Raw genomic sequence first — 20,796 nt, forward strand, 5'->3', positions numbered from 1 at the left:
TTCGATCCCATATCATTCCGGTATGGAATCGATCCGCCGACGGAATCCGCAAGTCACCCTGATGTCGCTCGAAGCCGCTGCGGCCTCGGCACGCGGCGGTTTCGCCTGTCTGTTCTCGACCGCGGATGAATACGAGAAGGCGCTGATCACCGAACGCCGCGCGCAGGGCCGCTACGCGCACAGGCGCAGCTACTGGCCGCTCGCGCTGTTCGTCGGTTGTGCACTGATCGTCGCGGGCACGGTCCTGCTGTTCGCCCGATAGGCCTGCATTTCCAGGCCGGGCGGGGCGCCGTTTCGGCGCCTTTTTCTTTGTCGCTGTCTGCGGTAGACACGGCCATCAACAAAAGGGTGGAAACCGATGATCACCGAGATCGCGCAAATCGACGTCAAGCCGGGCAGCGAAAAGGACTTTGAGGCGGCCGTCGCCAAGGCCAAGGCCGCCTTCGGCCGCGCCAAGGGCTTTCACGGTTTCGAGCTGCACAAGTCGATGGAGAAGCCGCAGCGCTACCGGCTGATGGTAAAATGGGCGACGCTGGAGAACCACACCGTCGATTTCCGCGGCTCGGAGAATTTCACCGAATGGCGCGGCCTGGTCGGGCAGTATTTTGCCGCAGCCCCGGAGGTCGAGCACACCGAGACCGTGCTCACCACGTAAAGCGGGTCAGGCTGCCTCCGCCAGGGGCGGCGCCTCATACGTCTTGAAATGGTCGATCATGACCTTGGCGATCGCGACCAGCGGCAGCGCCAGCGCGAGGCCCCAGATGCCGAACACGACGCCGAGCAGGATCTGGAACGCGAACAGCGTAGCCGGCGGGATGTCCAGCGCCTGCCGCTGCAGGATCGGTGTCAGCACGTAGCTTTCCATGGCATGCACGCCCATGAAGAGGAGGAAGGCCGATAGTGCCGGAATCCAGCCCGAGGCGAGGCTTGCCAGCACCACGACGACGCCGGCGATGATGGCGCCGACGGTGGGGATGAAGGCGAGCAGGCCCGCCTGGATTCCCAGGATGAACGCGCCGGGGATGCCGATGACGGCAAGGCCGATCCAGGTCACGACACCGACCGCAATCATGACGACGATCTGGGCGATCAGCCAGCGCTCCAGCGTCTCAGCTATGCGGTCGATGATCAGAGCGACGCGCGTGCGGTGCCTCGCCGGCGCCAGGAACAGCAGGCCGTCATGATAGACGCTGGGCTGGGCGGCGAAGGCAAGGCCCAGGAACAGCACGATGAAGATGTTGCCCACGCCGTGAATGGTGCCGAGCAGCAGCTTGAGGGTCTGGCTCACGATCGCCCCGCCACTGGAAGCGAGCGCGCCGGCGCCGGGCAAGGGCCCACGCGAGGGCGCCGCCGGCGCGGGTGTCGCGTCCGACGATGGGGTGGCCGAGGCGTCCGAGGCGGTGCTGCCGAGATCGAAGAAGCTGGTGTCGATGCCGTGGTTCTCGAGGAACGACCTGACATTGGTGATCTGCGACTTGATGGTCTTGCTCAGCACCGAGGCCTGTTCGGCAATCGTGGCGCCGCCGAGATAGGCGATGCCTGCGAGGAGCAAAGCGAGCGCGACACAGACGATGGCAAGTCGGAACGTGTGAGGGAGGTTGACCCGGCGGCCGAGCGCATTGACCAGCGCGTTGAGGCCGAGGCCGAGCAGCATGCCGGTGAAGATCAGCAGCAGGGTGGCCGCAAAATACCAGGTGAAGGCGAGCAGGGCGGTGAACAGTACGACGCCGATGCCTCCGACGGAAATCGCCCAGGCCTGATCCCGAGCCAGGTCGCTGCGGGCACGCGGGCGGTCATCTCTGGGAATCGTCACATCAGATCCTTTTCGAGCGAGGCGGCGCCAGCGCACTCTTTCGCGAAATCCTGCCGGGGATCAAGCGGCGTGCGCCGGCTTGGCGCGCCTCGTCGTTGCTGCGGGCCTCTGGCCCTCTTCGCGAGCGATCGGAGTAGCCGTCGCCCGGCCTGCCCAGGGCTCGCCGGGCCGGCCATTTGCGCGAAAATAGCATTGCCGTCCCGCGATCCCTTCTGTTGAATTTGTTCCATCCGGAGGGCATGTTTGGAGAATCTTCTTACCAGGAGGCGCGGAACGACAGATGAGAAAGCCGGTCGTCGGCGTGATCGGGAATTCCTATCGCGTCGAAAATCGATTTCAGGTCCAGATGGTCGGCGAGCGAAACCTGCGCGCCGTGGCCGAAGTCTCCGGTGGCTTGCCGCTGATGTTCGCGGGCTCCCCTGACATCACCGATATCGTGGCGCTGCTCGATACCGTGGACGGCATCATCCTCACCGGCGCCCGCGCCAACGTGCACCCGACCCGATTCAACGTTGATCCGTGCGAGAAGCACGAGCCCTATGACATCCACCGCGACGAGGTCGCGCTAGCCCTTTCGGTCGCCTGTGTCGCCCGCGGCATCCCGCTGTTCGGCATCTGTCGCGGCCTGCAGGAGATGAACGTCGCCTTCGGCGGGTCGCTGCACCCCGAGATCCGCGAGCTCCCCGGCCGGATGAACCACCGCATGCCCCGGCTCGAGAACGGCGAGATCCATCCCGATCCCACCGTGGTGTTCGCCGACCGTCACGACGTCGATCTGACGCCCGGCGGCGCCTTCGCAAAAATTCTCGGTTGCGAGAGGATCAGGGTCAATTCGCTGCACGGCCAGGGCATCCTCGATCCCGGCAAGCGCGTGCTGATCGAGGGCGTCGCCGAGGACGGCACCATCGAGGCGATCCGCATTGCCGAGGCCCCGACCTTTGCGCTCGGCGTGCAATGGCATGCGGAGTACGACCCGCAGCACAACCCGATCAACCGCAAGCTATTCGAGGCCTTTGGCGAAGCGCTGGTGACGCGGCAGAAGGCGGCGGCGTAGCTCACGCTCCCGATCAATAGCGGGCGGTCACGGCCCCGGGCAGCGGATTGAAGTGATAGTTCACGCCCAACTTGAACAGATGCAGATCCTGCGTGATCCAGCTGTTGGCGGCGGCCCCTGCCGCGGGGAAGCCGGTTTGATTGAAACTGCCGCTCTGGCTCGTATGCTGGTTGATCATGCGGATGAAGTCGTACTCGCCCTTGAGCGACCAGTTGCCGGCAAGCGCGTATTCGAGTCCCGCGCCGATCACGCCGCCTGAGTGCACTATCTTCCCCTGAACCGCCATGCTCTGGCTGACGGCCCCGAAGGATGCCGCACCATTGAACGCGTGGCTCTCATTGGCGATGGCGACACCCGCCTTGCCATAGACGAGCAGGCGATCGCCGACGACGAAGCCGGCACGGCCGCTGGCGATGGCAAGCCAGTCGATCGAGGTGCTCAGATCATTCGTGGCCGCGGCGCCGAACAGCGGAAACGCAGAGGACCGGCTGCCCTGGATGCCGGTCCACATCCATTCACCTTCGACGCCGAAGACCAGCGCGCCGGACTGCACGTTGACGCCGCCATCAAAACCGGCGAGCCACCCGCTTGTATCGAAGCTGCCACTGCCCGGCAGAGGCGAGGGGTCCTGATGGCGCGACTCGCGACCAAGACCATAACCGGCCTGCACGCCGACAAAGCCGCCGGTCCAGTTCGTGCCGGATGCCGTCTTGACCGGCGGATATTTGGGATCGGCCGCGACCTCACCAAGTCGGTAATTCGCCCCCAGCTTGATCAGGTGGATGGAATCCTGCGCAATCGGGACATCTCCCGCGACCGGAGTCGTCACGCCGGCAGACGTGGTGCTGCCGCTCATGCCAACCTGCCGGGTGCCGAAATGCAGGTAATCGTATTCAGCCTTGACCGACCAGTTTCCTCCCAACGCGTATTCCGCTCCAAATCCGATCAGCGGCGCCCAGCGATACTCTCGTCCGCTGAGGCTGGTGGAAAATGCACCGAAGCCGAAATCGCCCGCGGCGTTGCTGGTGTGCGTTTCCCAGGCACCGGCAAGTCCGAACTTGGTGAAGGCGAACCAGCGATCGGCGGCGAGCCCCGCGCGACCGGCGACCGTGGTCAACGCGTCAATCCTCGAGGTGGTGGTGCTGGTCACGTCGCCGAAGAACGGGAAGCCGAGCCGCAGCCTCTGCGATCCGCGGATGTTCGCCCATGAGCCGTCCAGTTCAAGGCCAAAAACGAAATTTGCAATCTGCTTGTTGATGCCGATTTGAGCGCCGGCGAGCACGCCCTTCGCAGCATAATCGACGGTCGGTTCGCGGGGGTCGTTAATCCACCAATCGTTCATGCCGCCGCCATAGCCGACATGCACGCCGACATAGACGCCGCTCCAATCGACGATTGGAGGCGGAAGCGCAGCCGCTTTGACAGGAAGGTCTGCGGCGGATGCCGCCTGCGTCAATGCCAGACCAAGTGTAGCAGCCGAAATGATTTTTTCCGTGATTGCCATTGAGCCCTCTGCAACCGGCGCGCAATTTCGAGCAACATCAGGGAGCTATAGCGGGAGTGCGGCGCGTTCGGCTTGGGGCACGCGCTACACCGACTTGGACTGATCGACACAAGTCTGACGATTGCCATCCAGTGTGATCGCCTTGCCACATCGGCAGGCGCGTCGGTCCGGAGCCCGCGTCGCATCATGCAGCGCCAGCGCATCCGAATTGGAGGCTGCATGAAAGTCCTTTGAACGCTGCGCCATTTCCTGCGACAAAAGGACCGCCGGGCGATCTTGCTGTTAGATCTTGCTGTTACGGAGCGGTGCGTTGGATAGTGGCGACGAATTGATCGTATTGGAGCTGTCGAGCTCCGCCTTTGCCGAGCGCGACAGGATCGAAGCCTTTCATCAGATCTACGGCCGTGAAATTCTCAAGCTGGAGATCGAGCCGTTGCCCGACGCGGCGCTTCAGATCGACATGAAGCTGCGGGCGTTGCCTGGGATGTCCGTCGCGGCCGCGACCGTTTCTCCGATTTTCTGTCGCCACACCGAAGCGATGATCGACAACGACGATCCCGTGATTGTGTTCAACCTCGATGGTGCGGCCATCCACAATCAAAATGGCCACGAGACGCATCTCGGTCCGGGGGAGGCGGCCCTGACCACGAATGGATTGCCGGGAACCGCGACCAACTACACGACGAGGCGCGTGGTCACTTGGCGGATCAGCCGCGCGCTGATTGCGCCCCTGGTCAGCAACTTCGATGACGCCATCGGCAGACCGCTCGACAAACAGAATCCAGCGCTGTCGCTCTTTCTGGATTATCTCGGCATCGTCAATGAGAGACAGACGCTCGCGAACGCCGCAATGCGGCGGGCCGTCGTGAACCACATGCTCGATCTCGGCGCCCTGTTGCTGGGCGCCACGCCGGATGCCGCCGAGATGGCGCACACGCGCGGCCTTGCAGCCGCCAGAATGCGGAGCATCAAAGCCCACATCCGCGCGCAGTCCGGCAATCCCGGGCTGAGTCTGGACTCTGTGGCTGCCAAGCAGGGCATTTCGAAATCCTATGTCCGACGGCTGTTCGAGACCGAAGGTACGAGCTTTACCGAGTTTGTCCTCAACCAGCGGCTCGCCTCTGCCTACAAGTTGCTGACGGATGTCGGCCTCGCAGGCCGCTCGATCAGCGACATCGCGCACCGGTCCGGCTTCAACGACATCTCATATTTCAATCGGACCTTTCGTCGTGTCTACGGCGCGTCCCCGTCGGAGATCCGTGCCTGCAAGTAAGCTACGGACGGATCGGCCGCTTGCTCCACCAGGATTTCCAAACTGGAATTGCATCCCGATGATGGGCAACACGGTCGCTGCCGAAGACCAGCTCCGCCGCGCTTGCGACGGCAAGGCCGGCGACGATTGCGCCATCTGTCCAATGCGCAATCGAAATCTCGCACGGAATAAACCAATCAGTAGGAATTGCTCCGTCCCGATTTTCACGGCTCTGATTTGTTCTTTGAGAACGAATTGGAGTCAGATGCAGAACGAAGGCTGACGGGCGGGCGCAAGCTCTATGTTTGAGCGCGGTAGTCGCGCCTGACGCGGGGCGGATCCAACTGTGACCTGGTCCGCGGCTTCCTCTACTCAGCCGATCACATCGACATTCTGCGTGACGATTTGCATTGCGTTGCACAATCGTGACGTTGGCCTCCACGCGCAGCATTGAGGTTCCCGAGAGGACCACCATATGGTCTGCAAGGGAGCCCTTGCCGTGCAGACCATGAAGGCGGCCCTCGTTGCGGCGATCACCGCCGTGGCTTTGACCTGTTGCCTCCTTCCCAGCTCAGCGGAGGAGAGCAGCGGTGTTGCCCTGGTCGTTTCGATCGACGGGGCAATTGGCCCGGCGTCGGCCAGCTATGTGCGGCAGGCTTTGGCCAAGGCGGGCGAACGGCGTGCCGAGGTCGTGCTTCTGAGAATGAATACGCCCGGCGGTCTCAATTCCAGCATGCGCGAGATTATCGCGGATGTGCTCGCCTCGCCCGTCCCCGTCATCGGCTACGTCGCCCCGTCCGGCGCCCACGCGGCGAGTGCCGGGACCTATATCCTTTATGCGACCCACATCGCGGCGATGGCGCCCGGCACCAATATCGGCGCGGCGACGCCGGTCCAGATTGGCGGGCCACTGCCGGGCCTGCCGAGCGGTACGCCGGAGAAGGACGGCAAAGACAAGAAGGATGAGCCGAAGGACGCGATGACGGCGAAGGCCACGAACGACGCCGTCGCCTTCATCCGCAGCCTCGCCGAGCTGCGCAACCGCAATGCGGACTGGGCGGAGAAGGCGGTCCGTGAGGCTGCGACACTCTCTGCCAACGGCGCGCTCGAGGCACATGCCATCGATCTCGTCGCGCGCGATCAGGCCGAATTGCTGCGGCAGGTCGATGGCCGCGTGGCGGAGCTTGCAGGCGGCAAGACACAACGCCTCGCGACGAAAGATGCTGTCGTCGAAGCCATCGAGCCCGGACGGATATCCCGCTTCCTGGCGGTCATCACCGATCCCAACGTCGCTTTCATTCTCCTGATGGTTGGCATCTACGGTCTGATCTTCGAGTTCATGTCGCCCGGCGCCGTCGCTCCCGGAGTCATCGGCGCGATCTGCCTGCTGATCGGTCTCTATGCACTCAATTTGCTGCCGATCAACTATGCCGGTCTCGCCCTGATGCTGGTCGGACTGGTGCTTCTCACCATCGAAGCCTTCAATCCGACGGTGGTGATCGGTCTCGGGGGGATCATCGCCTTCGTGCTCGGCGCGCTGATGCTGTTCAGGGTCGAGGCGCCCGGCTATCGCTTGTCGTGGTGGGTGATCGGCATCACTGCAGCTGTGTTCGCCGGCGTTGCTCTGGTCGTGCTTGGTTCGCTTCGGCGTGTCCGCAAAGCTCCTGCACGGGTCGGTGCGCAGGCGATGCGAGGCTTGCCTGCCGAGATTCTCGACTGGAACGGGGACGAAGGTCATGTGTTCGCCCATGGTGAGCGCTGGCGCGCGCGCGGCGCCGAAACGTTCAAGCCTGGAGACATCGTCGAAATCGCCAACGTCATCGACCTGACGCTGCTGATACGGCGCACGCCCGCCCCAAGAGGCGAGGGAGGTACATCATGATGCTGGAATATTTGACCTATGCGGCGCTCGCGCTGCTGGTCGTCATATTTCTATCTCAGGCCATTCGAATCCTGCGCGAATACGAGCGCGGCGTCGTCTTCACGCTCGGCCGCTTCACCGGGGTGAAGGGGCCCGGCCTCATCATCCTCGTCCCGATCGTGCAGCAACTCGTCAAGGTCGATCTCAGGGTGATGGTGCAGGTCGTTCCGCCGCAGGACGTGATTTCGCGGGACAACGTGTCGGTCAAGGTCAACGCCGTATTGTACTTTCGAATCGTCGACCCCGAGCGCGCCATCATCAAGGTCGGCGATTACATGGCCGCGACCAGCCAGCTCGCCCAGACCACGTTGCGTTCGGTGCTCGGCAAGCACGAGCTCGACGAGATGCTTGCCGAACGCGACAGGCTGAATGCCGACATCCAGGAGATACTCGACAAACAGACTGACGTCTGGGGCATCAAGGTCACCGGCATCGAGATCAAGGACGTCGATATCAACGAAACCATGGTTCGCGCGATTGCCAAACAGGCAGAGGCGGAGCGCTTGCGGCGGGCCAAGGTGATCAATGCGATGGGCGAGGAGCAAGCCGCCGAAAAGCTCGTCGAAGCCGGGCGGATCCTCGCGCAGGAGCCTCAGGCCATGCAGCTGCGCTATTTCGCGGCTCTGCACGACATCGCCGGTGAACGGTCGTCGACCGTCGTGTTTCCGCTGCCGGCCGGCTTGCTCGACCATCTCATGCCGCGGCCCAACAACCCGTAGGGGTAACGCCGCGGACGACCCAGCTTCGTCCAAATGGTTGCTGGGCGTAACCCACCAACTTCGTCGCACATTTGCTGAAGCATGGTGGGTTACGCCAGTGGGGCCAACCCAGCCTGCAGGCCCAACGGCGCAAACGAAAAGGCGCCCCTTTCGGAAGCGCCTTTTGCATCTCTTGTCCGGTTCGGGCGATTTACCCCGAATAGTACATGTCGAACTCGACCGGATGCGGGGTCATCTCGAAGCGCTCGACTTCGGTCATCTTCAGCTCGATATAGGCGTCGATGAAGTCGTCGTCGAACACGCCGCCGGCCTTCAGGAAGGCGCGGTCCTTGTCGAGGTTCTCGAGCGCCTCGCGAAGCGAGCCGCACACCGTCGGGATCTGCTTCAGCTCTTCCTTCGGCAAGTCGTAGAGATCCTTGTCCATTGCCGGGCCCGGATCGATCTTGTTCTTGATGCCGTCGAGGCCGGCCATCAGCATCGCGGCGAAGCCGAGATAGGGGTTGGCGAGCGGATCGGGGAAGCGCACCTCGACACGCTTGGCCTTCGGCGAGGCGGTGTAGGGGATGCGGCAGGAGGCCGAGCGGTTGCGCGCCGAGTAGGCGAGCAGCACGGGCGCCTCATAGCCCGGGACCAGACGCTTGTAGGAGTTGGTCGAGGGGTTGGTGAAGGCGTTGATCGCCTTGGCGTGCTTGATGATGCCGCCGATATAGTGGAGGCAGGTCTCCGACAGGTCAGCGTATTTGTTGCCGGCGAACACCGGCTTGCCATCCTTCCAGATCGACTGGTGCACGTGCATGCCCGAGCCGTTGTCGCCGTAGACCGGCTTCGGCATGAAGGTCGCGGTCTTGCCGTAGATGTGCGCGACCTGGTGGATGCAATACTTGTAGATCTGGATGTGGTCGGCCATCAGCGTCAGCGTGTCGAACTTCATGCCGAGCTCGTGCTGGGCGGAAGCGACCTCGTGGTGATGCTTCTCGACCTTGACGCCCATCTTGGCCATGGCCCCGAGCATTTCCGAGCGCATGTCCTGCACGGAGTCCTGCGGCGGAACCGGGAAATAGCCGCCCTTGGTGCGGACGCGGTGGCCGAGATTGCCGCCTTCATATTCGGTGTCGGAGTTGGTCGGCAGCTCCGAGGAGTCGAGACGGAAACCGGTGTTGTAGGGGGTGGCGGAGAAGCGCACGTCATCAAACACGAAGAACTCGGCTTCCGGGCCGACGAACACGGTGTCGCCCACGCCCATCGACTTCACCATCGCCTCCGCCTTCTTGGCGATGCCGCGGGGATCGCGGTTGTAAGGCTCGCCGGTGGTCGGCTCGAGCACGTCGCAGGTGATGACCATGGTCGTCTCGGCGAAGAACGGATCGATCGTCGCGGTCACCGGATCGGGCATCAGGCACATGTCGGACTCGTTGATCGCCTTCCAGCCGGCGATCGAGGAGCCGTCGAACATCGTGCCTTCGGCGAAGATGTCTTCATCGATCATGCTGACGTCGAACGTGACGTGCTGCCACTTGCCGCGCGGATCGGTGAAGCGCAGGTCGACGTATTTGACGTCGTTGTCCTTGATCGATTTCAGGACGTCTTTGGCGGTCTTCATGCATACCCCTTATGGCTCTGCGGGTCGGTTTCCAGGTGAGCAAGATTATTCTCGCTTTTGGCGAGTTCGCGCGCGACCGCACAAACGAAATCAGGCCGCCGAAGCAGCCTTATTTCTTGTCGGAGTGACGCAAAATGCGGGATAGCACCCGGCTCAGATAGCGTCCAGCCCGGATTCGCCGGTTCGGATGCGGATCGCCTCTTCGATGTTGGAGACGAAAATCTTGCCGTCGCCGATGCGGCCGGTCTGCGCGGCACGGCGGATCGCATCGATGGCGCGCTCGACCAGATCGTCGCCGATCACGATCTCGATTTTGACCTTCGGCAGGAAGTCGACGATGTATTCTGCGCCGCGGTAAAGTTCGGCGTGACCCTTCTGCCGGCCAAAGCCCTTGGCTTCGGTGACGGTGATGCCCTGGAGGCCGACTTCCTGAAGCGCTTCCTTCACCTCGTCGAGCTTGAATGGCTTGATGATGGCTTCAATTTTCTTCACTGCGCGACTCCCGGCCTTTCGATCAAATAGCAACGTCTTCGTCAGGATGCGCATTTCTCAACGCACGATCTTGTCTTCTCTATGCCGGGATCCCTGACCAGTCCGGCAACAACGGCCGGTCACCCCCTGTAAGATGCCAGTGAGCACGACAAACCGAAGCGGCTTCCTCGAAAGCAGGGTCTATGCCAAGTTGCAAATGCCCTGGTTATTGGAGCGTTATCAGTCTTTTAACGAGCATCTCTGGATGAGGCGCCGACCTGCACAAAATACCGAAGACTACGAAATAGGCAAACGGTTCAATATATGTGCAAGTCGACGTCCCTGCCGTCGGATCGGCAAGGATGATGCCTGTTGAAGAGGCGTTTGTACTAGGAAGTGGCATGGAAGTTTTGACCAACGCCGAGATGCAGCGGGCCGACCAACTCGCCATTGCGGCCGGCACGCCCGGTTTCAAGCTGATGCTGAGCGCGGGCCAGGCGGTCGCCGAGGCCGCCCATGCGCTGGTGGAGGAGGGGCCGATCCTGATCGTCGCCGGTCCCGGCAACAATGGCGGCGACGGTTTCGTCGCAGCCGCCGAACTCGCCGCCCAGGGGCGCGAGGTCTCGGTGATCCTGATGTGCGAGCGCGACCAGCTCCAGGGCGATGCGGCCTCCGCCGCGCGGGGCTGGAAGCATCCGGTACTGCCGTTCAATCCACAGGCGATCGGAAGGCCGGCGCTGATCATTGATGCGCTGTTCGGCGCCGGCCTCAGCCGCAGCGTGGACGGCGAGGCGCGTGAAATGATCGAGGCGATCAACGGCAACGGTGCCCCGGTGCTCGCAGTCGACCTGCCGAGCGGCATCAACGGCACCAGCGCGGCCGTGATGGGCGTGGCGGTGAACGCCACCGAGACCATCACCTTCTTCCGCAAGAAGCCGGCGCATCTGCTGCTGCCCGGCCGCATGCATTGCGGCCGCGTGCGGCTCGCCGATATCGGCATCGGCGCCGAAGTACTGGACGAGATCCGGCCACAGATCTTCGAGAACGATCCGCAAGTCTGGGGTGCCGCCTTTCCGGTGCCGCGTATCGACGGCCACAAATACGCGCGCGGCCATGTGCTGGCGGTCTCCGGCGATGCCGCCGCGACGGGGGCGGCAAGGCTCGCCGCGCGCGGCGCCCTGCGCGCTGGCGCCGGCCTTGTGACTCTGGCGACCCCACGCGCTGCGCTCGCGATCAATGCCAGCGCGCTGACGGCGGTGATGGTCCGCCCCGTCGACACCGCGGTCGAGTTCGGCGAGCTGCTCGGTGACAAGCGCTACAACACCTGCATGATCGGCCCCGGCGCCGGCGTCGGCGAACGCACCTGCGACATGGTCCACACCGGATTGTCGGCGCAGCGGCATCTGGTGCTCGACGCCGATGCGCTGACGAGCTTTGCGGCGAAACCCGAGCGCCTGTTCGAGTGGATCAAGTCGTCGGGGGACAGTGCAGTGGTGCTGACCCCGCACGAAGGCGAGTTTCCGCGCCTGTTCTCCGATCTCAGCAACAAGCATCCCGGCCGTTCCAAGCTCGAGCGCGTCCGCACCGCCGCCGAGCGCTCCGGCGCGGTCGTGCTCCTGAAGGGCCCGGACACAACCGTCGCGGCCCCCGATGGCCGCGCCGCCATCGCCGCCAACGCGCCGCCCTGGCTCGCCACGGCCGGTGCCGGCGACGTGCTGTCCGGCATTATCGCAGGCCTGTTGGCCCAAGGCGTGCCGGCGTTCGAGGCCGCGAGCATCGGCGTCTGGATGCATGGCGAAGCGGCAAGCGAAGCCGGGCCGGGCCTGATCGCGGAGGACCTCACCGAGACGCTGCCGGCCGTGCACCGGCGGATCTATGATGCGCTGGGCATCGAATACTGACCGCTCACTCCACCCCATACCAGCGCACCAAGCGCGGCGCTGCCCAATCGGTCGCCACGGATTCGAGCAGCCAGCGCCCGGGTGAGGTCGCCGCGAAGGCGATGCGCTGGGTCTGGCCGGGCTCGATCGCGAGCGTGTCGAGCCAGTAGGGCTTCCAGCCGTCGTCGAGCTTGTCGAGCAGGCGGAAGGGGTGGCCGTGCAGGTGGAACACGGTGCTGGTCGGGGCAGGGTTCTTGAGGGCCAGCACGACGGTGCGACCGGTCTTGGCGCGGAAGGCGGGGGCAGAGGCGGTGGAGAAGTTCGCGGGCCGTGTCCAACCGGCGTCCGGCGCACCGAGCGCGACATCGAACCGCAGGGCGCCTCCCAGATCGAGCTTTTCGGGGAGGTCGTTCGAAGGGAGCGGTTGCGGCGGCAACAGCGGTGCGCGCTCCAGCGTCCCAGTGATGGCGAGGCTTCCGACCCGGCGCACCTCCTTGCCGTCATGGAGCAGGAATGGGGCCGATGTGACCGTATCCACGAACGCGTCGGCTCGCGCGCCCGGGGCCAGCACCACCGCGCCGTTGCGCGCGGGGAACGGCTCGGCTGGTTGTCCGTCCAGGGCCATCACGCGGACCTCGTGGCTCTCCAATTTGATTGCCAGAACAGTACGTTGGGAGCCGTTGATGAAGCGCAGCCGAAGCCGCTCGCCGGCCGAAGCTGAGAGATCGAATGAAGTTCGGCCATTGACGGTATAGAGCGGCGTCGTGTCCTTTGGGTCCTGGCCTGGCGGGACCGCGGTGCCATCCGGCCGGAGGCGCCATTCCTCGATCAGCAGGATTTCGTCGCGGTCCACGGCGACGCGGTTGGTCTCGGTCGCGATGATCGGGAGCGGGCGCGCCGGCTGCTTCAGGCTGCCCTCGAAGAGACGGAAGTCAGCCAGCAGGGTTCCCGCGCTTGGTATTGAAATGATTGATGTTTCGGTCGTGTCTGGCGCGGCGGGCGCACGCCCCCGCAGCGGGTCGGTCGCGGTCGCGCCATTGAGGCCGTACCAGACCGGCGCAAGTGGTACAGGCAGGTCGTTCCGAAACACCACCTCGCAGCGGTCGCCGCGCTTGAGACGAACGTCCCTGAGATGACTTACCGCGGCCAGCTCCCAGATCGGTGTAGCCGGCTGATCGGGTTTCAGAGCGAGCGTTGCCGGCCTCGCCTGAAGCGCGAGCTGGGTCGTCACGGATGGGCCCGCGCCGCCGCCGATCAGCCCGGCTGCCGAGGCTCCGAGGCCTGCCAAAACCTGGCGCCGATGTGGGGCAAAAATCCGCGTTGTCATGGCGTGATCCCGACCACGCGGCGCTGGATAAGTCCAGCCATCGTGCCTACTTGAAGCCTGCCTCCATCAGGCCATTTTTTTGCTGCGAACAGTCAGGCACATGCTATAAGCCCGGCCGCCCGCGGCATCGCGGCCGGTCTTGATGCAAATTCACGCGGGCGTGGCGGAACTGGTAGACGCGCTGGATTTAGGTTCCAGTGACGAAAGTTGTGGGGGTTCGAGTCCCTCCGCCCGCACCAAGCGCTTATCGCGTTTGCACGGATTACGAGACCTGCTTCCGCGCGGATGATCGTCCGCCTTGAAGCCGGTCCGATGAACCACCGGCGTGGAGGCGTTTGCCTCGCGCCGGATCGATTAATGACAGCGTCCCGACGCGCGACGTGCCGGGGCCGAACGAAAAGAAGATTGGACGCCATGCAGGTCACAGAAACCCTCTCGGAAGGTCTGAAGCACGAGTTCAAGATCAGCGTTCCCGCGTCTGATCTTGATGCCAAGGCCGGTGCCAAGCTCGTCGACCTCAAGGACAAGGTCCGCATCAACGGCTTTCGTCCGGGCAAGGTGCCGGTCTCGCACCTGAAGAAGGTTTACGGCCGCTCGGTCATGGCCGAGACCATCGATCAGACCATCCGCGACACCAACACACAGCTGTTCTCCGAGCGCGGCTTCCGTCTCGCGACCGAGCCGAAGATCACCATGCCGACGGAGCAGAAGGACGTCGAGGAGCTGCTGAGCGGCAAGACCGATCTGACCTACACGGTTGCGATCGAGGTGGTGCCGGCGATCGCGCTCGCCGACTTCAAGACCTTCCAGGTCGAGAAGCCCGTTGCCGATGTCTCCGACGCCGACATCGACGAGGCGATCAAGCGCATTGCCGATTCCAACCGCACCTATGCCGACAAGGGTGATGGCGCCAAGGCCGCCTCCGGCGATCGCGTCACCATCAACTTCAAGGGCAGCATCAACGGCGAAGTCTTCGAGGGTGGCACCGGCGAGGGCATCCAGGTCGTGATCGGCTCCAACACCTTCATCCCGGGCTTCGAGGAGCAGCTCATCGGCATCGGCGCCAATGAGACCCGCACGCTGAAGGTGACGTTCCCCAAGAACTACATGAACGACAAGCTGGCCGGCCAGCCCGCCGAGTTCGAGACCACTGCGACCCTGATCGAGGCGCCGCAGGACCTTGCGATCGACGACGAGTTCGCCAAGTCGCTCGGCCTGGAATCGCTGGACAAGCTCAAGGAAGCCGCGCGCGAGCGCCTGACCGCCGAGTTCGCCACCGCGACTCGCCAGCGCGTCAAGCGCGCGCTGCTCGACCGCCTCGACGAGGCGCATCGCTTCGAAGCGCCGCCCTCGCTCGTCGACGAGGAGTTCAATCTGATGTGGAATTCGGTCAAGGCCGAGATGGATTCGGCCGGCAAGACCTTTGCCGACGAGGACACCACCGAGGACAAGGCGAAGGAAGAGTACCGCAAGATCGCCGATCGCCGCGTGCGGCTTGGCCTCGTGCTCTCCGAGATCGGCGAGAAGAACAAGATCACCGTGACCGACGACGAAGTCGGCCGCGCCGTGATCGAGCGCGCGCGCTCGATGCCCGGCCGCGAGAAGGAGGTCTGGGACTATTACCGCAACAACGCCCAGGCGCTGGCCCAGCTTCGTGCGCCGATCTACGAGGACAAGGTCGTCGATTTCATCCTCGAGCTCGCCAACGTGACCGAGAAGAAGGTCTCGCGCGAGGACCTCTACAAGGACGACGATGCGGAAAAGACCGCAGCCTGAAGGCTCCACAGCGTTTTCGAGCGAAGTGGATACCGCTTCGCGCGAAGAAAACGCGTCGAAAATAGAAGCTAGAACCCCTTTCCGATTCCATCGGAAAGGAGCTCCGGGACAGTCCTCTGTTAAGGATGATCAGGAAAGAGGCCCAGCTAGCCAGATGGCCGGCTGGGCCTCATTCTACGAATCAGCTTCAACTGCCTCACGGATTAAGCCTTAATGCGCTCCGCACTTGTCAGGCGCGAATTGGGCTATATCTGTCGCTACGCGTTCTACCTCTACCAAGTTCCTGCATCACGGGACGTCCATCCGCCCCTCCGGCGCATCCAGCCAAACTGGCAGCCAGGCCCGGCGATGTCCGTCTCCGAAAACCCTAGGTGACTCATGCGCGATCCGGTTGAAACTTACATGAACCTCGTGCCCATGGTGGTCGAGCAGACCAACCGTGGCGAGCGCGCCTACGACATTTTCTCGCGCCTGTTGAAGGAGCGCATCATCTTCGTGACCGGCCCGGTCGAGGACGGCATGTCGACGCTGATCGTCGCGCAGCTCCTGTTCCTCGAGGCGGAAAATCCGAAGAAGGAAATCTCGATGTACATCAACTCGCCGGGCGGCGTGGTGACATCGGGCCTTGCGATCTACGACACCATGCAGTTCATCCGCCCGCCGGTCTCGACGCTGTGCACGGGGCAGGCGGCCTCGATGGGCTCGCTGCTGCTCGCCGCCGGCGAGAAGGACATGCGCTTCTCGCTGCCGAACGCGCGCATCATGGTGCACCAGCCCTCCGGCGGCTTCCAGGGACAGGCCACCGACATCATGCTGCATGCTCAGGAAATCCTGAACCTGAAGAAGCGGCTCAACGAGATCTACGTGAAGCACACCGGCCAGACCTACAAGTCGATCGAGGATGCGCTGGAACGCGACAAATTCCTCACCGCGAATGACGCCAAGGAGTTCGGTCTCGTCGACAAGGTCATCGACAAGCGCGCCGAGGAGCCCGCGCCGGCGAAAGCCCCGTAGCATTACTGGGGCGTCACGGCGATCCCGGGGGTCGGCGGGTGCGCGTCGCAAAACGCGGTTTTGCGCGCTGCGACAAGCGGGAAGTTCCGCTTTCGTGCTTGTTTTTCGTGGCAATCCCGCAACGCCGGGGTGATTTTCGATCACTTTGGCCCGTGCCAAGTCCGGAAATCACGGTATTGTCACGGGTAGCCGGCGACCCCCGATTAGCGAATTCTTGATAGTCGGGTGACAGCATGGTTGGCTACGATTGATCGGCTATGATCGCGGGGAATCGAGTGACCGTGATTCGCACTGGATGTAATGCGTAGGGTCTTTTTTGGTACGGAATTTGCTCTACTTAAGCTTCATACCGGCCGTCGTGTCGGAATGGAGCGATCGAGCGGAACGGGATCGAACCGCGGACGGAGACATGAATGAGTAAGGTCGGCACGAGCGACTCCAAGAACACGCTATATTGCTCGTTCTGCGGCAAGAGCCAGCACGAAGTCCGCAAACTGATCGCGGGTCCCACGGTCTTCATCTGCGACGAGTGCGTCGAGCTCTGCATGGACATCATCCGCGAGGAGAACAAGTCCTCGCTGGTCAAGTCGCGCGACGGCATTCCGACGCCGAAAGAAATCTGCAAGGTGCTGGACGATTACGTGATCGGCCAGAGCCATGCGAAGAAGGTCCTCTCGGTCGCGGTGCACAACCACTACAAGCGCCTCAACCACCAGACCAAGCACAACGACGTCGAGCTCGCGAAGTCGAACATTCTGCTGATCGGTCCGACCGGCTCGGGCAAGACGCTGCTCGCGCAGACGCTCGCCCGCATCCTGGACGTGCCGTTCACGATGGCAGATGCGACGACGCTGACCGAAGCCGGCTATGTCGGCGAGGACGTCGAGAACATTATCCTGAAGCTGCTCCAGGCCGCCGACTACAATGTCGAGCGCGCCCAGCGCGGCATCGTCTACATCGACGAAATCGACAAGATCAGCCGCAAGTCCGACAACCCCTCGATCACGCGTGACGTGTCGGGTGAGGGCGTGCAGCAGGCGCTGCTGAAGATCATGGAAGGTACCGTGGCTTCGGTTCCGCCGCAGGGCGGCCGCAAGCATCCGCAGCAGGAGTTCCTGCAGGTGGATACCACCAACATCCTGTTCATCTGCGGCGGCGCTTTCGCCGGCCTCGAGAAGATCATCTCGGCACGCGGACGGTCGACCTCGATCGGCTTCGGCGCCCAGGTGCTTGCGCCGGAGGATCGCCGTACCGGTGAAATCTTCCGTCACGTCGAGCCTGAGGACCTCCTGAAGTACGGCCTCATCCCCGAGTTCGTCGGCCGTCTGCCCGTCGTGGCGACGCTCGAGGATCTCGATGAGACCTCGCTGAAGAAGATCCTCACCGAGCCGAAGAACGCGCTGGTGAAACAGTACCAGCGGCTGTTCGAGATGGAGAACATCGAGCTGACCTTCGCCGACGAGGCGCTTGGCGCGGTCGCCCGCAAGGCGATCGAGCGCAAGACCGGCGCGCGGGGCCTGCGTTCGATCCTCGAGGCGATCCTGCTCGAGACCATGTTCGACCTGCCGGGTCTGGAAGGTGTGGAAGAAGTCGTGATTTCCCGAGAAGTGGTGGAAGGAACGGCGCGTCCGCTCTACATCTACGCCGATCGATCCGATCGCGCCGTCGAGAACGCCAGCGCCTGATCTGGCGGCGCTGGAACGCTCCAATTGTCTCGCCGAGGTGGGCTGCGGAACTGGTATTTCCGCAGTCGGTGGTGCGTCGCTTAGTGCGTGCGTAAGCGCCTGATGGCGCGCGTTTTTCAGTGACTTGACACCCCCCGGGTCGATAGCCACCTAATGTTGGCGGCGAGCGAAAATTCTCTTCAAGATTCGCCTCAGTTCCGATCCGACAAGCCGGTCCAACTCGCAAAAGGACCGACCGGTCTTGCGGATCACCTCGGCACCTTGTGGTGGTTGCGCATGATCAGCGGGCTGCGTGCAAGGGGGCAAAGCAAAAGGAAAAGGCCATGACTAATCCCAAACCCCGGCCAACCATCGTCCATGGCGAAGCGCACGCCTATCCGGTGCTGCCGCTGCGCGACATCGTCGTCTTCCCGCACATGATCGTTCCGCTTTTCGTCGGCCGCGAGAAGTCGATCCGCGCGCTCGAAGAGGTGATGAAGAACGACGCGCTGATCATGCTCGCGACGCAGAAGAACGCGTCCGACGATGATCCGGCGCCCGATGCCATTTACGAGACCGGGACGCTCGCCAGCGTGCTCCAGCTCTTGAAGCTTCCCGACGGCACCGTGAAGGTGCTGGTCGAGGGCCTCGAGCGTGCGCGCGTGTCCAAATACACCGATCGCGCCGATTATTACGAGGCGACTGCCGTTGCGCTCGCCGATACCGATGCGAAGTCGGTCGAGGCGGAGGCGCTGGCGCGCTCGGTCGTCTCCGATTTCGAGAGCTATGTGAAGCTCAACAAGAAGATCTCGGCCGAGGTCGTCGGCGTCGTGCAGGCGATCACCGATTTCGCCAAGCTCGCCGACACGGTTGCCTCGCATCTCGCCGTGAAGATCGCGGATCGCCAGGGCATCCTGGAGACGCTGTCCGTCACCACGCGCCTGGAGAAGGTGCTGGGCCTGATGGAGAGCGAGATCTCGGTGCTGCAGGTCGAGAAGCGCATCCGCTCGCGCGTCAAGCGCCAGATGGAGAAGACCCAGCGCGAGTACTATCTCAACGAGCAGATGAAGGCGATCCAGAAGGAACTCGGCGACGACGATGGTCGCGACGAGCTCGCCGACCTCGAAGAGAAGATCTCCAAGACCAAGCTCTCCAAGGAAGCGCGCGAGAAGGCGCAGCATGAATTGAAGAAGCTGCGCCAGATGTCGCCGATGTCAGCGGAAGCGACCGTCGTGCGCAACTATCTGGATTGGCTCTTGTCGATCCCGTGGAACAAGAAGTCCAAGGTGAAGAAGGACCTGGAGCAGGCGCAAGCCATCCTGGACTCCGATCACTACGGGCTCGAGAAGGTCAAGGAACGCATCGTCGAGTATCTCGCGGTGCAGTCGCGCGCCAACAAGCTGACCGGGCCGATCCTGTGCCTCGTCGGACCTCCCGGCGTCGGCAAGACCTCGCTCGGCAAGTCGATCGCGAAGGCGACGGGGCGCGAATTCGTGCGCGTCTCGCTCGGCGGCGTGCGCGATGAAGCCGAGATCCGCGGTCACCGCCGCACCTATATCGGCTCGATGCCCGGCAAGATCATCCAGTCGATGCGCAAGGCGAAGTCGTCCAATCCACTGTTTCTGCTGGACGAGATCGACAAGATGGGCGCCGATTTCCGCGGCGATCCGTCGTCGGCTCTGCTCGAGGTCCTCGATCCCGAGCAGAACGGAACGTTCAACGACCACTATCTCGAGGTCGACTACGATCTGTCCAACGTGATGTTCATCACGACCGCGAATACGCTCAATATTCCGGGCCCGCTGATGGACCGCATGGAGATCATCCGGATCGCGGGCTACACCGAGAACGAGAAGGTCGAGATCGCGCGCAAGCATCTGATCCCCAACGCGGTGTCCAAGCACGGCCTGGACTCCAAGGAGTTCTCGATCGACGACGACGCGCTGCTGCTTCTGATCCGCCGCTACACCCGCGAAGCGGGCGTGCGCAACCTGGAGCGTGAGCTCTCGACACTCGCCCGCAAGGCGGTGAAGGAGCTGATGATCTCCAAGAAGAAGGCGGTCAAGGTCACCGAGAAGACTCTGGAAGAGCTGCTCGGCGTGCCGAAGTACCGCTTCGGCGAGATCGAGAGCGAGCCGCAGGTCGGCATCGTCACCGGCCTTGCCTGGACCGATGTCGGCGGCGAGTTGCTGACGATCGAAGGCGTCATGATGCCCGGCAAGGGCAAGATGACGGTCACCGGAAACTTGCGCGACGTCATGAAGGAATCGATCTCGGCGGCGGCGTCCTATGTCCGCTCGCGCGCGATCAACTATGGCGTCGAGCCGCCGCTGTTCGACCGGCGCGACATCCACGTGCACGTGCCGGAAGGCGCGACGCCGAAGGACGGTCCGTCCGCGGGCGTGGCGATGGCCACCGCGATCATCTCGGTCATGACCGGCATCCCGGTCCGCCACGATGTCGCGATGACCGGCGAGATCACGCTGCGCGGTCGCGTGCTGCCGATCGGCGGCCTCAAGGAGAAGCTGCTGGCCGCGGCCCGCGGCGGCATCAAGACGGTGCTGATCCCCGAGGACAACGCCAAGGATCTCACGGAGATTTCCGATGCGATCAAGGGCGGCATGGAGATCATCCCGGTCTCCCGCCTCGACGACGTCGTCGCGAAAGCGCTGGTGAAGAAGCCGGTGCCGATCGTCTGGGAAGAGGACACCAAAGTGACGGTGAAGCCGGACGGCGACGAAGCCGCCGGCGGTCTGACCGCTCACTAAGGCTCATTGATAGATGATAAAACGGCGCCTCCG

16 protein-coding genes and 1 tRNA gene are annotated in these 20,796 nt (G+C 63.3%); 12 read left to right on the forward strand and 5 right to left on the reverse strand.

Annotated elements, in window-relative coordinates; genetic code table 11:
* Window positions 1-22: 22 nt before the first annotated feature.
* Both P6U27_RS16295 and P6U27_RS16300 read left to right on the forward strand, forming a co-directional pair.
* Complete coding sequence (locus P6U27_RS16295) at window positions 23-262, forward strand: hypothetical protein (RefSeq protein ID WP_122402971.1); 240 nt, start codon at window positions 23-25, stop codon at window positions 260-262.
* Window positions 263-358: 96 nt separating this feature from the next.
* A complete protein-coding gene (locus tag P6U27_RS16300) occupies window positions 359-655 on the forward strand; it encodes an antibiotic biosynthesis monooxygenase (RefSeq protein WP_122402972.1) in 297 nt (98 codons plus the stop codon).
* Window positions 656-661: 6 nt separating this feature from the next.
* Here P6U27_RS16300 and P6U27_RS16305 read toward each other — a convergent pair whose 3' ends face one another.
* A complete protein-coding gene (locus P6U27_RS16305; protein ID WP_122402973.1) occupies window positions 662-1,813 on the reverse strand; it encodes an AI-2E family transporter in 1,152 nt (383 codons plus the stop codon).
* Window positions 1,814-2,093: 280 nt separating this feature from the next.
* Between P6U27_RS16305 and P6U27_RS16310 the strand changes: the two genes are divergently transcribed.
* Window positions 2,094-2,867: a gamma-glutamyl-gamma-aminobutyrate hydrolase family protein gene (locus tag P6U27_RS16310; RefSeq protein ID WP_122402975.1), complete on the forward strand. Its 774-nt coding sequence runs from the start codon at window positions 2,094-2,096 to the stop codon at window positions 2,865-2,867.
* Window positions 2,868-2,880: 13 nt separating this feature from the next.
* Here the strand turns inward: P6U27_RS16310 and P6U27_RS16315 are convergent, their stop codons facing one another.
* A complete protein-coding gene (locus P6U27_RS16315) occupies window positions 2,881-4,371 on the reverse strand; it encodes an outer membrane protein (protein WP_407194306.1) in 1,491 nt (496 codons plus the stop codon).
* Window positions 4,372-4,681: 310 nt separating this feature from the next.
* Here P6U27_RS16315 and P6U27_RS16320 point away from each other — a divergent pair, with 310 nt between their 5' ends.
* From P6U27_RS16320 to P6U27_RS16330, 3 genes are all read left to right on the forward strand, one after another.
* The gene (locus P6U27_RS16320; protein WP_129144927.1) at window positions 4,682-5,644 is read left to right on the forward strand and encodes an AraC family transcriptional regulator; all 963 of its coding nucleotides are present in this window, start codon (window positions 4,682-4,684) and stop codon (window positions 5,642-5,644) included.
* 478 nt (window positions 5,645-6,122) lie between these two features.
* Window positions 6,123-7,505, forward strand: a complete 1,383-nt coding sequence (locus tag P6U27_RS16325) for an NfeD family protein (RefSeq protein ID WP_407194451.1) — start codon at window positions 6,123-6,125, stop codon at window positions 7,503-7,505.
* Window positions 7,502-8,263: a slipin family protein gene (locus tag P6U27_RS16330; protein WP_122402978.1), complete on the forward strand. Its 762-nt coding sequence runs from the start codon at window positions 7,502-7,504 to the stop codon at window positions 8,261-8,263. Before P6U27_RS16325 ends, P6U27_RS16330 begins: the two co-directional genes overlap by 4 nt.
* 190 nt (window positions 8,264-8,453) lie before the next feature.
* Here P6U27_RS16330 and glnA read toward each other — a convergent pair whose 3' ends face one another.
* Window positions 8,454-9,863 carry a type I glutamate--ammonia ligase gene (gene glnA / locus P6U27_RS16335; RefSeq protein WP_122402979.1) on the reverse strand — a complete coding sequence of 470 codons (1,410 nt, stop codon included), beginning with the start codon at window positions 9,861-9,863 and terminating at the stop codon, window positions 8,454-8,456.
* A gap of 153 nt (window positions 9,864-10,016) precedes the next feature.
* Window positions 10,017-10,355: a P-II family nitrogen regulator gene (locus tag P6U27_RS16340; RefSeq protein WP_007603495.1), complete on the reverse strand. Its 339-nt coding sequence runs from the start codon at window positions 10,353-10,355 to the stop codon at window positions 10,017-10,019.
* 380 nt (window positions 10,356-10,735) lie between these two features.
* On the opposite strand from P6U27_RS16340, the gene P6U27_RS16345 reads away from it, so the two are divergent.
* The gene (locus P6U27_RS16345; protein WP_162500251.1) at window positions 10,736-12,235 is read left to right on the forward strand and encodes an NAD(P)H-hydrate dehydratase; all 1,500 of its coding nucleotides are present in this window, start codon (window positions 10,736-10,738) and stop codon (window positions 12,233-12,235) included.
* Between the two features lie 4 nt (window positions 12,236-12,239).
* Here the strand turns inward: P6U27_RS16345 and P6U27_RS16350 are convergent, their stop codons facing one another.
* Complete coding sequence (locus tag P6U27_RS16350; RefSeq protein WP_122402980.1) at window positions 12,240-13,541, reverse strand: multicopper oxidase family protein; 1,302 nt, start codon at window positions 13,539-13,541, stop codon at window positions 12,240-12,242.
* A gap of 154 nt (window positions 13,542-13,695) precedes the next feature.
* On the opposite strand from P6U27_RS16350, the gene P6U27_RS16355 reads away from it, so the two are divergent.
* The 5 genes from P6U27_RS16355 (at window position 13,696) to lon (ending at window position 20,763) form a co-directional block, all read left to right on the forward strand.
* Window positions 13,696-13,780 (forward strand) — tRNA-Leu (locus P6U27_RS16355).
* A gap of 175 nt (window positions 13,781-13,955) precedes the next feature.
* The gene (gene tig / locus P6U27_RS16360) at window positions 13,956-15,317 is read left to right on the forward strand and encodes a trigger factor (protein ID WP_407194307.1); all 1,362 of its coding nucleotides are present in this window, start codon (window positions 13,956-13,958) and stop codon (window positions 15,315-15,317) included.
* Window positions 15,318-15,695: 378 nt separating this feature from the next.
* Window positions 15,696-16,331: an ATP-dependent Clp protease proteolytic subunit gene (locus P6U27_RS16365; RefSeq protein WP_027559514.1), complete on the forward strand. Its 636-nt coding sequence runs from the start codon at window positions 15,696-15,698 to the stop codon at window positions 16,329-16,331.
* Window positions 16,332-16,744: 413 nt separating this feature from the next.
* A complete protein-coding gene (gene clpX, locus P6U27_RS16370) occupies window positions 16,745-18,016 on the forward strand; it encodes an ATP-dependent Clp protease ATP-binding subunit ClpX (protein WP_008547851.1) in 1,272 nt (423 codons plus the stop codon).
* Window positions 18,017-18,339: 323 nt separating this feature from the next.
* Window positions 18,340-20,763 carry an endopeptidase La gene (gene lon, locus P6U27_RS16375; protein ID WP_122402982.1) on the forward strand — a complete coding sequence of 808 codons (2,424 nt, stop codon included), beginning with the start codon at window positions 18,340-18,342 and terminating at the stop codon, window positions 20,761-20,763.
* The last annotated feature ends 33 nt before the right edge of the window (window positions 20,764-20,796 follow it).

The organism is Bradyrhizobium sp. STM 3566, assembly GCF_045571445.1.
GTDB lineage: Bacteria > Pseudomonadota > Alphaproteobacteria > Rhizobiales > Xanthobacteraceae > Bradyrhizobium > Bradyrhizobium vignae.

Coding starts and splice junctions, on each gene's coding strand:
- P6U27_RS16295 (WP_122402971.1), top strand. CDS start 23: ATGGAATCGATCCGCCGACGGAATCCGCAAGTCACCCTGATGTCGCTC.
- P6U27_RS16300 (WP_122402972.1), top strand. CDS start 359: ATGATCACCGAGATCGCGCAAATCGACGTCAAGCCGGGCAGCGAAAAG.
- P6U27_RS16310 (WP_122402975.1), top strand. CDS start 2,094: ATGAGAAAGCCGGTCGTCGGCGTGATCGGGAATTCCTATCGCGTCGAA.
- P6U27_RS16315 (WP_407194306.1), bottom strand. CDS start 4,371: ATGGCAATCACGGAAAAAATCATTTCGGCTGCTACACTTGGTCTGGCA.
- P6U27_RS16330 (WP_122402978.1), top strand. CDS start 7,502: ATGATGCTGGAATATTTGACCTATGCGGCGCTCGCGCTGCTGGTCGTC.
- glnA (WP_122402979.1), bottom strand. CDS start 9,863: ATGAAGACCGCCAAAGACGTCCTGAAATCGATCAAGGACAACGACGTC.
- P6U27_RS16345 (WP_162500251.1), top strand. CDS start 10,736: ATGGAAGTTTTGACCAACGCCGAGATGCAGCGGGCCGACCAACTCGCC.
- P6U27_RS16350 (WP_122402980.1), bottom strand. CDS start 13,541: ATGACAACGCGGATTTTTGCCCCACATCGGCGCCAGGTTTTGGCAGGC.
- tig (WP_407194307.1), top strand. CDS start 13,956: ATGCAGGTCACAGAAACCCTCTCGGAAGGTCTGAAGCACGAGTTCAAG.
- P6U27_RS16365 (WP_027559514.1), top strand. CDS start 15,696: ATGCGCGATCCGGTTGAAACTTACATGAACCTCGTGCCCATGGTGGTC.
- clpX (WP_008547851.1), top strand. CDS start 16,745: ATGAGTAAGGTCGGCACGAGCGACTCCAAGAACACGCTATATTGCTCG.
- lon (WP_122402982.1), top strand. CDS start 18,340: ATGACTAATCCCAAACCCCGGCCAACCATCGTCCATGGCGAAGCGCAC.